Raw genomic sequence first — 13,341 nt, 5'->3', positions numbered from 1 at the left:
AACCTCCGAACTCCGCACCACCCGCGCTCTCTTGCAGGCCCCCGGTGCCGATGCGGTCTGATCTCGCGCAGAGAGTGATCGCGGTGGATCACCGGACCACAGGAGACCCGCATGTCGGTCGAGACCGAGCCCGCACCCGACGTCCAGGCACCGGCCCGGCAGAGCCTGAGCACCGAGGCGGCACGCAACCTCGCCACCACGACCAAGTCCCGGCCGCAGATGCAGGAGATCAGCTCCCGCTGGCTGCTGCGCAAGCTCCCCTGGGTGCACGTCTCGGCCGGCACCTACCGGGTCAACCGCCGGCTCAACTACGCCGTCGGCCGCGGCCGGGTGAGCTTCGTCAAGGCCGGCACCGAGGTCCGGGTGCTGCCGCCGACGCTGCGCGAGGTCCCGGTGCTGCGCGGCCTCGCCGACGACGCGGTGCTCGCCGCCCTCGCCGACCGCTTCGAGCAGCGCGAGTTCGCCCCCGGCGACGTGCTGGTCGAGCAGGGCGCCCCGCGCGCCGAGGTGTACCTGGTCGCGTACGGCAAGGTCGAGCGGATCGGCACCGGCAAGTACGGCGAGTCGACCCTGCTCGCGGTGCACGCCGACGGCGACCACATCGGCGACGAGGCGCTGGCCGCCGCCGACGGGCGCTGGCCGTACACCGTGCGGGCCGCCACCGCGGGAACCGCGCTGAGCCTGTCCCGGTCGGACTTCCGGGCGGTCCTGGAGCGCTCCCCGGAGCTGCGGGCGCGGATCGCCGCGCACCGGGCCGGGCACGCCGCCGCGCAGAACCCGCACGGTGAGGCCGAGATCGGCATGTCGGCCGGCCACGCCGGCGAGCACCAGTTGCCCACCGCCTTCGTGGACTACGAACTCTCCCCGCGCGAGTACGAGTTGAGCGTCGCGCAGACCGTGCTGCGGGTGCACAGCCGGGTCGCCGACCTCTACAACGAGCCGATGAACCAGACCGAGGAGCAGCTGAAGCTCACCATCGAGGCGCTGCGCGAGCGCCAGGAGTACGAGATCGTCAACAACCCCGAGTTCGGGCTGCTCTCCAACTGCGCCTTCGACCAGCGGATCCAGACCCACGCCGGGGCGCCCACCCCGGACGACCTGGACGAGCTGCTGGCGATGCGCCGCGACACCGACTACCTGTTCGCCCACCCGAAGGCGATCGCCGCCTTCGGCCGGGAGTGCAACCGGCGCGGCGTCTACTTCTCCACCGCCGACTTCGGCGGCCACCAGCTGCCCGCCTGGCGCGGGGTGCCGATCTTCCCGTGCGGCAAGATCCCGGTCCACGGCACCAGCACCTCGATCATCGCGATGCGCGCCGGCGAGGAGAACCAGGGCGTGGTCGGCCTCACCCAGGTCGGCATCCCCGACGAGGTCGAGCCCGGGCTGAACGTCCGCTTCATGGGCGTCGACGAGAAGGCCGTCGTCAACTACCTGGTCTCCGCCTACTACTCCGCCGCGATCCTGGTCCCCGACGCGCTCGGGGTGCTGGAGAACGTCGAGGTCTCCCACCCGCGCGGCTGAGCCCGCGCGCCGGTGACCCCGGGCCCCGCGAGGGGTCCGGGGTTCAGTGCGCCTGCAGCAGCATCGCGGAGCGGCCGGTGAGCAGCACCTCGCTCACCGCGGCCGGGTCCGGGGCGTCGGGCCGGGCGGTGTCGATCACCGGGGTGTGCGGGGCGGGCAGGGTGAAGTGCTGCGGATCGGGGGCGGCGTTGAGCAGCAGCAGGAAGCTCGCGTCGCGCAGCGGGCGGCCCTGCGGGTCGCGTTCGGACATCGCGCTGCCGGACAGCCGCAGGGCGAGCGCGTGGCTGGGGGAGAACCAGTCGGCCTCGGTCATCTCGTGTCCGGCCGGGGTGAGCCAGCTGAGGTCGCGCAGGCCGTCCGGGCCGGCCGGGCGGCCGGAGAAGAACGCCCGCTGGCGCAGCACCGGGTGGGCGCGGCGCAGGTGGACCAGCCGGGCGGTGAGCTCGGTGAGGGAGCGCCAGTCGGGGTCCTCCAGCAGCGACCAGTCCAGCCAGCTGGTCTCGTTGTCCTGGCAGTACGCGTTGTTGTTGCCGCCCTGGGTGCGGCCGAGCTCGTCGCCCGCGGTGAGCATCGGGACGCCGGTGGACAGCAGCAGCGTGGTGAGCAGGTTGCGCAGCTGACGCACCCTCAGTGAGCGCACCGCCGGGTCGTCGGTGTCGCCCTCGGCGCCGTGGTTCCAGGAGCGGTTGTCGTCGGTGCCGTCCCGGTTGTCCTCGCCGTTGGCCAGGTTGTGCTTGCGGTCGTAGGAGACCAGGTCGCGCAGGGTGAAGCCGTCGTGCGCGGTGATGTAGTTGACGGAGGCGTAGGGGCGTCTGCCGCCGCGCTGGTACAGGTCGGAGGAGCCGGAGAGCCGGGTGGCCAGCTCGCGGACGTCCGGGCGGGCGCCGCGCCAGAAGTCCCGGACGGTGTCCCGGTAGCGGTCGTTCCACTCGCCCCACAGCGGGGGGAAGCCGCCGACCTGGTAGCCGCCCGGGCCGACGTCCCACGGCTCGGCGATCAGCTTGACCCGGCTGAGCAGCGGGTCCTGGGAGACCGCGGCGAGGAACGGGTGGTGCATCTCCACCCCGTCGCTGCCGCGGGCCAGGGCGGCGGCCAGGTCGAAGCGGAAGCCGTCCACACCCATCTCGGAGACCCAGTACCGCAGCGAGTCGGTGACCAGCCGGATCACGTGCGGCTGGCGGGTGTCCAGGGTGTTGCCGCAGCCGGTGTAGTCGGCGTAGCCGCGGCGGGAGCGGTCGAGCCGGTAGTAGCCGCCGTTGTCGATGCCGCGGAAGGAGAGCGCCGGGCCCATCACCCCGGACTCGGCGGTGTGGTTGTACACCACGTCGAGGATCACCTCGATGCCCGCCGCGTGCAGCGCCCGCACCATCCGCTTGAACTCGCCGACCTGCTGGCCGCGGCTGCCGGAGGCCGCGTAGCCCGCGTGCGGGGCGAAGAAGCCGAGCGTGTTGTAGCCCCAGTAGTTGGCCAGCCCGCGCTGCTGCAGGTGGTCCTCGCTGACGTGGTGGTGGACCGGCAGCAGCTCGACCGCGGTGACGCCGAGCCGGGTCAGGTGCGCGATCGCCGCCGGGTGGGCCAGGCCCGCGTAGGTGCCGCGCAGCTGCGGCGGGATGTCGGGGTGGCGCATGGTGAAGCCGCGCACGTGCAGCTCGTACAGCACCGTCTCGGCCCACGGCGTCTTCGGGCGCAGGTCGTCGTACCAGTCGTCGGCGTCGTGCACCACCACCGCCTTGGGCACGTACGGCGCGGAGTCGCGGTCGTCCCGGACGGTGTCGGCGACGTCGCGCTCGGGCCAGCCCCGTACCGCGGCGCAGACCGCGTCGTGGCTGGTGTAATGCCCGTCGACGGCCCGGGCGTACGGGTCGAGCAGCAGCTTGGCCGGGTTGTAGCGGGCGCCCGTCCACGGGTCCCAGCGGCCGTGCACCCGGAAGCCGTAGCGGGTGCCGGGCAGCACGCCGGGGAGGTAGCCGTGCCAGGTCTGGTAGGTCTGCTCGGCCAGCCGGTACCGGGTCTCCCGGCCGTCGTCGTCGAACAGGCAGAGCTCGACGCCCTCCGCGTTCGGCGCCCAGAGCGCGAAGTTGGTGCCCCGGCCCTGCGCGTCGGTCCGGAACCGGGCGCCGAGCGGCTGCCAGCCGCCCGGCCAGGGCTGCTCGGGGGCCGGCCCGGGGGCGGAGCCGTTCAGCCGGGACGCGGCCCGCGCCCCCCGGGGCGTGCCCGTACCCAGCTCCTGCCACGCCGTCATGGCACCCTCCCAGCCACCCGGGGGCCCGTCCCCGTTCTTCCAGTTGTTCCCTGCACGGTGACCTCGTCACACCCGGTCGGGCGGCGTGACGGACCGTGATCATTCCTGTGCCCCGTGGAACCGGGTGGAGAAACCATTCGGTCGTGTCCGGTGGCCGGAATCCATCGTTATGACCGGCAAAGGGGTGGAATCGCACGACGTGGAGGACCTGGCATGCGGCCCGCAGTTCGGCACTGGGCACGGCGGGCGGCGGCGGTCGGGCTGGTGCTGCTGACCGGCTGCTCCGGCGGCGGCGCGCCGCCGCCGAGCGTCGACGCGGCGAGCCCCGCGGGCCCGGCGGCCGCCGTGAGCAGCCCGGCGGTCTCCCGCGCCCAGCTCGCGCTCACCCCCGCCGACGGCGCGCAGGAGGTCCCGGTGGACGGCGCGGTGCGGGTGACGGTGACTCAGGGGCGGCTGCTGTCGGTCCGGTTGGCCGACGACAGGGGCGCCGAGGTGCCCGGCACGCTCGCCGCCGACGGCACCGGCTGGACCCCCGCCGCCCGGCTCGACGGCGCCACCCCGTACACCCTGGACGCGGTCGCCGTGGACGCCGCCGGGCTGCGCGCCGTCCAGCACGCCGCCTTCGCCACCGAGGTCCCCGAGCACACCTTCGCCGCGTTCTTCACCCCGGAGGACGGCTCCGTGGTCGGCGTCGGGATGCCCGTCTCGCTGCGCTTCTCCCGGCCGATCGCCGACCGGGCGGCGGTGGAGCGGGCGCTCACCGTCACCGCCGACCCGCCCGTCCAGGTGGCCGGGCACTGGTTCGGCGACCAGCGGCTGGACTTCCGCCCGCGGGAGTACTGGACGGCCGGCACCCGGGTCACCCTGGCGCTGCGGCTCAAGGACGTCGCGGGCGGGCCCGGCTACCTCGGCACCCAGAGCAAGGACGTCCGGTTCACCGTCGGGCGCGCCGTGGTCTCCAGCGTCGACCTGGACGCGCACACCATGACGGTCCGGCAGGACGGCCGGGTGGTGCGCACCCTGCCGATCAGCGGCGGCAGCCCCGAGCACTCCACGTACCTGGGCGCGATGGTGGTCTCCGAGCGTTTCGAGACCACCCGGATGAACTCGCAGACCGTCGGCCTCGGCGACGAGTACGACATCAAGGACGTGCCGCACGCGCTGCGGCTGACCGCCTCCGGCACCTTCGTGCACGGCAACTACTGGGCGGACCCGGCGGTCTTCGGCGAGACCAACGCCAGCCACGGCTGCATCGGCCTGGCCGACGCCAAGGGCGGCGCGCCGGACTCGCCGGCCGGCTGGTTCTACGCGCACGTCCGGGTCGGCGACGTGGTGGAGGTGCGCGGCGCGCACGGCGACCGGGTGGCGCCGGACAACGGCCTGAACGGCTGGAACCTGGGCTGGGCGCAGTGGCTGCGCGGCAGTGCGCTGACAGTTCACTGAACGGGCACCCCGCTCCCGCCGAAGATTCACTCACGGACGCCGGTTATCCTGACCCCCGCGCGCGCCCGACCCCAGCCGGGCGGTGCCGAAATCGCAACCGTCCAGGTGAAACCGAGCCCGGGCGACACACGTGTATTCGTTGTGGATACCGGGAGGGGAGCAGCGCAGTGGAGGCGGTTCAGATGTCCGAGTCCGGGATACCGGCGCGCGGGCGCGGGCGAGTGGCGCGTCGGGCCTCGATGGCCCTGCTGATGGGCGGCGTGCTGATGCTCAGCGCGGCCTGCGGCGGCGGGGGCGGCAAGGGGGGTTCGACCGACGCCAAGGGCGGCGGCTCGGCCTCCGCGGCGGCGTCCGAGGCGGCGCCGAAGGTGTCGACGGCCCAGCTGACCGTCACCCCGGCGGACGGCGCGACCGACGTGGCGCCCAAGGACGGCCTGCAGGTGTCGGTGGCCAGTGGCAAGCTGACCAACGTCGAGGTGACCGACAAGAACGGCAAGGCGGTGGCCGGCCAGATCGCCGCGGACGGCCTGAGCTGGAAGCCCACCGAGCAGCTCGCGGTCGGCACCACCTACAAGGTCAACGTCCAGGCGGTGGACTCGGCCGGCCTGGTGGCCGCCTCGACCACCAGCTTCACCACGCTGACCCCGGCGAAGACGGTCGCCACCAACGACAACATCGCCGACAACGGCACCTACGGCGTCGGCATGATCGTCTCGGTGAACTTCAGCAAGGCGATCAAGAACAAGGACGCGGTGCTGGCCGGCATCACCGTCACGGGCTCCGACGGCACGGTGGCCAAGGGCCACTGGTTCAGCACCCAGCGGCTGGACTTCCGCCCGGAGAACTACTGGAAGGCCGGCACCAAGGTGACGGTCAAGTACCGGCTGAAGAACGTCGAGATCGCGCCCGGCGTCTACGGCGACGTGGACAAGGACGAGCCGTTCGTCATCGGCCGCTACCAGGTCTCGGTGGCCGACGCCTCGACCCACATGATGACGGTCACCAAGGGCGACGGCTCCACCCAGAAGATCCCGATCACGGCGGGCAACGACGACAACCCGTCCTGGAACGGCACCATGGTGATCTCCGGCAAGGAGAAGGTCACCCGGATGAACTCCGCCACCGTGGCCAACGTCAAGGGCGAGGAGTACGACGTCCCGGACGTGCCGCACGCGATGCGCCTCACCGACACCGGCACCTACGTGCACGGCAACTACTGGGGCAACGCCTTCGGCAAGTCCAACGCCAGCCACGGCTGCATCTCGATGCAGGACGCCAAGGGCGGCGACGACAACTCGACGGCCGGCAAGTTCTTCGCCGCCTCGATGATCGGCGACGTGGTCAAGATCCAGAACTCCAAGGGCCCGACCGTCTCGGGCGAGAACGGCCTGAGCGGCTGGACCATCCCGTGGAGCAAGTGGTAGGTCGCACGCGCTTCGAACGGACGGCCCGGTGGTTCCTCGGAACCGCCGGGCCGTCCGCGGTTCGTGACCGTACCGGAACACTCGGCCTGCAACGTTCACCCCCCTTGCGCCGTCATATCAGCAGAAAGACCTGTCAGCCGACAGGCGGGCGCGTGGGGAGAGCGGACAGTGAAGTCGATGCGAGGGCGATTCGCGGTGGGAGCGGTGGCGGGCGCCCTGGTGCTGATGGCCACGGCGGGGTGCAGCGGCGGTACGGCGACGGCGCAGAGCCCGACGGCCTCCGGCACGCCGAGCCCGGCCAAGCCGACCGTCTCGGCCGCAGCCATCGCGATCGAGCCCGCGGCCGGCGCCACCGACGTCAAGCCCGCCGGCGCGCTCAAGGTCTCCGCCACCGGCGGCAAGCTCACCACCGTCAAGGTCACCGGCCCGGACGGCACCGAGGTCCCCGGCACCCTCACCGCCGACGGCCTCGGCTGGACCCCCGGCGGCAACCTCCAGGTCTCCACCGCCTACACCGTCAACGCCCAGGCGGTGGACGCCCAGGGCGTCGCCACCACCGCCACCAGCTCCTTCACCACGCTCACCCCGACCAAGGACGCCGGCGCCCACGACAACGTCGACGACGACGCCACCTACGGCGTCGGCATGATCGTCTCGGTCCACTTCGGCAAGGACGTCAAGAACAAGGACGCGGTGCTGGCCGGCATCACCGTCACCGGCTCCGACGGCACGGTGGCCAAGGGCCACTGGTTCGGCGACGACCGCCTGGACTTCCGCCCGCAGGACTACTGGAAGTCCGGCACCAAGGTGACGGTGAAGTACCGGCTGAAGAGCGTGGAGACCGCGCCCGGCGTGTACGGCGGCGTGGACAAGGACGAGCCCTTCACCATCGGCCGCTCGCAGATCTCCACCGCCGACGTCGACACCCACCGGATGACCGTGGTCCGCGACGGCCAGGAGGTCGACTCGGTCGGCTTCACCGCCGGCAAGCCCGGCTTCGACACCTGGAACGGCACCATGGTGGTCGAGGCCAAGGAGGGCACCACCCGGATGACCTCCAACGGCGTCACCCCGGCCGGCTCCGGCGACGAGTACGACCTCGAGGTGCCGCACGCCATGCGGCTCACGGACTCCGGCACCTACGTGCACGGCAACTCCTGGAGCGGCAGCCTGATCGGCCGGGCCAACGCCAGCCACGGCTGCATCGGCGTCACCGACACCAAGGACGGCAGCCCCGACACGCCGGCCGGCAAGCTCTACGACTCGACCCTGGTCGGCGACGTGGTCAAGGTGCTCAACTCCAAGGGCGCCACGGTCTCCGCGGAGAACGGCCTGAGCGGCTGGAACGTGCCCTGGGGCCAGTGGTAGGACCCGCCGGGACGGGCGGCTCGGGCGCACGGCGCTCGGCCGCCCGTTCGGTTGCTGTGGGCATATGCCAACCGAATAGTGATCGTTTGCTCATTGTCCGTACGCGGCCGCTCGCGTTCCGCAATGATGGGGCGCATGGCGGGATGGGGCGAACCGGAGCAGGCATCACATCGACTGCCGGGCAGCCGGATTGACGAGCTGTCGGAACCCGGCATCGGCGTGGTGCTGGCCGACCTGGAACGGCTGACCGCCGAGGAGATGGAGCACACCTTTCTCGGCGTGCTCAGCGACCCGGACTCCGCGGAGGAGGTCCGGCTGCCCTCCCGCCCGGAATCCGCCGGGGTGGCGCGCAGGCTCGTGCTGTCGGTCTTACAGGCGTGGAAACTCCATCAGCTCCTGGAAGCCGGCGAACTGCTGACCGGTGAACTGGTCGCCAACGCCGTCCGACATGCCGGCGGTCGCATGATCGGCCTCAAGGTCGTCCGGCGGCCGGGATGGCTGCGGATCGAGGTCCGCGACTCCTCCCGCTCCCTGCCCTGCCTCATCCTCGCCCCCGAGACCGGCTACCAGAACGGCCACGGCCTGCGCCTCGTCGACGCCCTCGCCGACCGCTGGGGCGCCGATCTCCTGCCGCGCGGCAAGGGCGTCTGGTTCGAGATGAAGGTCCGCGACCGCGACCGCGTCGCCGCCACCCTCGCCTGACCGCCCCACCCCGGAAAACGATGCGGGGCCCCTGTCCGCGGTGTTCGCGGTCCCGGGGCCCCTGCGCGTCACCGGGCGGCCAAGGGGGTGCGTGCCACGCGGTGGAAGTTGTCAGGTCGATCCGCCCGACTTGTCGACTATCGCATGCCCTTGGGTGCCAAACAAAATCGATCCCAAGGCGTGTGCTTCACTTCACCTTCACTTCAACGGCGCGATGGGGAGCGTTAGCACTCGATGACGTTGACGGCCAGGCCGCCGCGCGAGGTCTCCTTGTACTTGATCTTCATGTCGGCGCCGGTCTCCTTCATCGTCTTGATCGCCTTGTCAAGGGAGACGTGGTGCCGGCCGTCACCCCTGAGGGCCATCCTCGCGGCGGTCACGGCCTTGACGGAGGCCATGCCGTTGCGCTCGATGCAGGGGATCTGGACCAGGCCGCCGACCGGGTCGCAGGTGAGGCCGAGGTTGTGCTCGATGCCGATCTCGGCGGCGTTCTCGACCTGCTCGGGGGAGCCGCCGAGGACCTCGGCGAGGCCGCCCGCGGCCATCGAGCAGGCGGAGCCGACCTCGCCCTGGCAGCCGACCTCGGCGCCGGAGATGGAGGCGTTCTCTTTGAAGAGCATGCCGATCGCGCCGGCGGCGAGCAGGAAGCGGACGATGCCCTCGTCGTCGGCGCCGGGGATGAAGTTGATGAAGTAGTGCAGGACGGCGGGGATGATCCCGGCGGCGCCGTTGGTGGGGGCGGTGACCACGCGGCGGCCGGAGGCGTTCTCCTCGTTGACGGCCATCGCGTAGAGGGTGACCCACTCCATGGCGTTGGCCGGGCCGATGCCCTCGGCGCGCAGGGCGCGGGCTCCGGCGGCGGCGCGGCGGCGGACCTTGAGGCCGCCGGGGAGGATGCCCTCGCGGGACATGCCCGCGGCGACGCACTCCTTCATGACGGCCCAGATCTCCAGCAGGCCGGCCCGGATCTCCGCCTCGCTGCGCCAGGCCTTCTCGTTCTCCAGCATCAGGCCGGAGATGGACAGCCCGGTCTCCCGGGTGAGGCGCAGCAGCTCCTCGCCGGTGCGGAACGGGTAGCGCAGCACGGTGTCGTCGGGCTTGACCCGGGCCTCGCCGATGGCGTCCTCGTCGACCACGAAGCCGCCGCCGACCGAGTAGTAGGTCTTCTCCAGCAGCACCTCGCCGGAGGCGTCGTAGGCCCACAGCGTCATGCCGTTGGCGTGGTACGGCAGGGCCTTGCGGCGGTGCAGGACCAGGTCGGAGTCCGGGTCGAAGGGGAGCTCGCGGCGGCCGAGCAGGTTGATCCGCTTGGTGGCGCGGATCCGCTCGACGTCGAGGTCGGCCTGGTCGACGTCGACCGTGCGCGGGGAGTGGTTCTCCAGGCCGAGCAGGACCGCCTTGGGGGTGCCGTGGCCGTGTCCGGTGGCGCCGAGCGAGCCGTACAGCTCGGCGCGCAGCGAGGCGACGTCGTCGAGCAGGCCCTCCGTGTTGAGGCGACGGGCGAACATCCGGGCGGCCCGCATCGGGCCGACGGTGTGCGAGGAGGACGGTCCGATGCCTACGGAGAAGAGGTCGAAGACGCTGATGGCCACGGGGTGACGTCCTTGTCTGGTCTCGTGGAGTGGTCCGTCTCGTGGACGGAGGGCGGGGCACGGAACGGGGCACCGCGCGCACTGTCCAGTGTGCGCGGTGCCCCGGTTTGTCCGGTGGCCGCCGGGTTGGGGCGGCCGGTCGGACGGGTTACAGCTCGGGGTAGAGCGGGTGCTTGGCGGCCAGGGCGGTGACCCGGGCCTTCAGCGCCTCGGCCTTGGCCTCGTCGAAGCCCGGCAGCAGCGCCTCGGCGATGACGTCCGCGACCTCGCGGAAGTCCTCGGCGTCGAAGCCGCGGGTGGCCAGCGCCGGGGTGCCGATCCGCAGGCCGGAGGTGACCATCGGCGGGCGCGGGTCGTTCGGGACGGCGTTGCGGTTGACCGTGATGCCGACCTCGTGCAGGCGGTCCTCGGCGTCCTGGCCGTTGAGCTCGCTGTTGCGCAGGTCGACCAGGACCAGGTGCACGTCGGTGCCGCCGGAGAGGACGGAGACGCCGGAGGCGGCCACGTCGTCCTGGAGCAGGCGCTCGGCGAGGATCTTCGCGCCCTCCAGGGTACGGCGCTGGCGCTCCTTGAACTCCTCCGTGGCGGCGACCTTGAAGGCCACCGCCTTGGCGGCGATCACGTGCTCCAGCGGGCCGCCCTGCTGGCCGGGGAAGACCGCGGAGTTGATCTTCTTGGCGTGCTCGGCCTTGGAGAGGATGACGCCGCCGCGCGGGCCGCCCAGGGTCTTGTGCGTGGTGGTGGTGACCACGTCCGCGTACGGCACCGGGGAGGGGTGCAGGCCCGCGGCGACCAGGCCGGCGAAGTGCGCCATGTCGACCATCAGCAGGGCGCCGACCTCGTCCGCCACGCGGCGGAAGGCGGCGAAGTCCAGCTGGCGGGGGTAGGCGGACCAGCCGGCGATGATCAGCTTCGGCTGGTGCTCCTTGGCGAGGCGCTCGACCTCGGCCATGTCGACCTGGCCGGTCTTCTCGTCCACGTGGTACGCGACCACGTTGTAGAGCTTGCCGGAGAAGTTGATCTTCATGCCGTGGGTCAGGTGACCGCCGTGGGCCAGGTTCAGGCCCAGGATGGTGTCACCCGGCTGGATCAGCGCGAACATCGCCGCGGCGTTCGCCTGCGCGCCGGAGTGCGGCTGCACGTTGGCGTGCTCGGCGCCGAACAGCTCCTTGATCCGGTCGATGGCGATCTGCTCGACCACGTCGACGTACTCGCAGCCGCCGTAGTAGCGGCGGCCCGGGTAGCCCTCGGCGTACTTGTTGGTGAGCACCGAGCCCTGGGCCTCCATGACCGCCACGGGGGCGAAGTTCTCGGAGGCGATCATTTCCAGGGTGGTCTGCTGGCGGTGCAGCTCGGCGTCGACCGCGGCGGCGATCTCCGGGTCGAGCGCGTGCAGGGACTGGTTGAGAACCGTCATGGGGGACTCCCGGTCAGGCGCCGGTGAAGGCGGAGTAGCCGTCGGCGTCGAGCAGCTCGTCGGTGGCCTCGACTCGGACCTTGAACAGCCAACCGCCCTCGAAGGGCTCCGAGTTGACCAGGGCCGGCTCGTCGATGACCGCCTGGTTGACCTCGGTGACCTCGCCGGTGGCGGGGGAGAAGAGGTCGCTGACCGACTTGGTGGACTCGAGCTCGCCACAGGTCTCACCCGCGGTCACGGTGTCGCCCACCGCGGGGAGCTGGACGTACACGATGTCGCCGAGGGCGTCGGCCGCGTGCGCGGTGATGCCGACCGTCGACACCCCGTCCACGGCGGCGGTCAGCCACTCGTGCTCCTTGGTGTACTGCAGGTGCGTGGGGTTGCTCATGACGTCATTCTCCAGGATCGCGTGAGGGGAGGGCGCAGCCGTCCGCTGGGCGGACGGACGGGAAAAGGTCTGCTGGAAGGGTGTGCGGGGCTGACGGGACGTCAGCGGGCGCGCTTGTAGAACGGCAGCGCGACGACCTGGACCGGCTCGGCCTTGCCGCGGACGTCCACCGCGACGGTGCCGCCCGGCTCGGCGTGCGCGGCGTCCACGTACGCGATGGCGATCGGCTTGCCGAGGGTCGGCGACGGCGAGCCCGAGGTGATCCGGCCGATCGGGGCGCCCTCGGCGTCCACCACGGTGTACTCGGCGCGCGGCACCCGCTTGCCCTCGGAGACCAGGCCGACCAGCTTGCGCGGGGGGTTGGCCTCGGCCTGGGCGGCGGCCTCCTCCAGCGCCTTGCGGCCGACGAACGCGCCGCCGTTGGTGGTCTTGTCGAACCGCACCACCCGGCCGAGGCCCGCGTCGAACGGGGTCAGCTCGGTGGACAGCTCGTGCCCGTACAGCGGCATGCCGGCCTCCAGGCGCAGCGTGTCGCGGCAGGACAGGCCGCACGGGATCAGGCCCTTGTCGGCGCCGGCCTCGGTGAGGGCGGTCCACAGGTGCTCGGCGTCGGCGGGGGCGCAGAAGATCTCGAAGCCGTCCTCGCCGGTGTAGCCGGTGCGGGCCAGCCAGACGTCCTTGCCGGCCACGGTGGCGGGCAGCAGGGCGTAGTACTTCAGGCCGGGCAGGTCGGCGTCGGTGACCGAGGCGAGGATGCCGTTCGCCTCCGGGCCCTGGACGGCGAGCAGCGCGTAGGCGTCGCGGTCGTCGCGGACGGTCGCGTCGAAGCCCTCGGCGCGCTCGGTCAGCGCGTCCAGCACCACCTGGGCGTTGGAGGCGTTGGCGACCACCAGGTACTCGTTCTCGGCGGTCCGGTAGACGATCAGGTCGTCCAGGATGCCGCCGTCCTCGCGGCAGATCATGGTGTAGCGGGCGCGCAGCACGCCGAGCGCGGAGATGAAGCCGACCAGGGCGTGGTCGAGCAGCTCGCCGGCCTGCGGGCCGGACACGGTGATCTCGCCCATGTGCGAGAGGTCGAAGAGACCGGCCTTGGTGCGGACGGCGAGGTGCTCCTCGCGCTCGCTGCCGTAGCGCAGCGGCATGTCCCAGCCCGCGAAGTCGGTCATGGTGGCGCCGAGCGAGCGGTGCAGTGCGTCGAGCGCGGTCAGGCGGAGGGACACGACAGGACTCCCGGTCATCTGGAA

Annotated in this window: 10 protein-coding genes; 5 read left to right on the top strand and 5 right to left on the bottom strand. The window is 72.0% G+C overall.

Going from position 1 to position 13,341, the window contains the following annotated elements:
* Window positions 1-111 precede the first annotated feature (111 nt).
* A complete protein-coding gene (locus tag AB0K51_RS05945; protein ID WP_363450963.1) occupies window positions 112-1,521 on the top strand; it encodes a family 2B encapsulin nanocompartment shell protein in 1,410 nt (469 codons plus the stop codon).
* A 43-nt stretch (window positions 1,522-1,564) separates the two neighbouring features.
* Here the strand turns inward: AB0K51_RS05945 and glgX are convergent, their stop codons facing one another.
* A complete protein-coding gene (gene glgX, locus AB0K51_RS05940; protein WP_363450961.1) occupies window positions 1,565-3,763 on the bottom strand; it encodes a glycogen debranching protein GlgX in 2,199 nt (732 codons plus the stop codon).
* A 213-nt stretch (window positions 3,764-3,976) separates the two neighbouring features.
* Between glgX and AB0K51_RS05935 the strand changes: the two genes are divergently transcribed.
* The 4 genes from AB0K51_RS05935 (at window position 3,977) to AB0K51_RS05920 (ending at window position 8,700) form a co-directional block, all read left to right on the top strand.
* Complete coding sequence (locus AB0K51_RS05935; protein ID WP_363450959.1) at window positions 3,977-5,206, top strand: Ig-like domain-containing protein; 1,230 nt, start codon at window positions 3,977-3,979, stop codon at window positions 5,204-5,206.
* A 182-nt stretch (window positions 5,207-5,388) separates the two neighbouring features.
* Window positions 5,389-6,630 carry an Ig-like domain-containing protein gene (locus tag AB0K51_RS05930; RefSeq protein WP_363450957.1) on the top strand — a complete coding sequence of 414 codons (1,242 nt, stop codon included), beginning with the start codon at window positions 5,389-5,391 and terminating at the stop codon, window positions 6,628-6,630.
* A 177-nt stretch (window positions 6,631-6,807) separates the two neighbouring features.
* A complete protein-coding gene (locus tag AB0K51_RS05925; protein WP_363450954.1) occupies window positions 6,808-7,998 on the top strand; it encodes an Ig-like domain-containing protein in 1,191 nt (396 codons plus the stop codon).
* Window positions 7,999-8,256: 258 nt separating this feature from the next.
* Entirely contained in the window at window positions 8,257-8,700 is a 444-nt protein-coding gene (locus AB0K51_RS05920; RefSeq protein WP_363451047.1) for an ATP-binding protein, read from the top strand.
* A gap of 224 nt (window positions 8,701-8,924) precedes the next feature.
* Here the strand turns inward: AB0K51_RS05920 and AB0K51_RS05915 are convergent, their stop codons facing one another.
* The 4 genes from AB0K51_RS05915 to gcvT form a co-directional block, all read right to left on the bottom strand.
* Window positions 8,925-10,292, bottom strand: a complete 1,368-nt coding sequence (locus AB0K51_RS05915) for an L-serine ammonia-lyase (RefSeq protein ID WP_363450952.1) — start codon at window positions 10,290-10,292, stop codon at window positions 8,925-8,927.
* Between the two features lie 148 nt (window positions 10,293-10,440).
* Window positions 10,441-11,709 (bottom strand): serine hydroxymethyltransferase, encoded by a 1,269-nt coding sequence (gene glyA, locus AB0K51_RS05910; protein ID WP_363450950.1) that lies wholly within the window; start codon window positions 11,707-11,709, stop codon window positions 10,441-10,443.
* 13 nt (window positions 11,710-11,722) lie between these two features.
* Entirely contained in the window at window positions 11,723-12,097 is a 375-nt protein-coding gene (gcvH, locus tag AB0K51_RS05905; protein WP_363450947.1) for a glycine cleavage system protein GcvH, read from the bottom strand.
* 101 nt (window positions 12,098-12,198) lie between these two features.
* The gene (gcvT, locus tag AB0K51_RS05900; RefSeq protein ID WP_363450945.1) at window positions 12,199-13,335 is read right to left on the bottom strand and encodes a glycine cleavage system aminomethyltransferase GcvT; all 1,137 of its coding nucleotides are present in this window, start codon (window positions 13,333-13,335) and stop codon (window positions 12,199-12,201) included.
* Window positions 13,336-13,341 lie beyond the last annotated feature (6 nt).

Origin of the sequence: Kitasatospora sp. NPDC049285, from assembly GCF_040678815.1 — a bacterium.
In the GTDB taxonomy this organism is placed as follows: Bacteria; Actinomycetota; Actinomycetes; order Streptomycetales; family Streptomycetaceae; genus Kitasatospora.
This window is presented reverse-complemented; position numbering and strand designations above follow the sequence as displayed.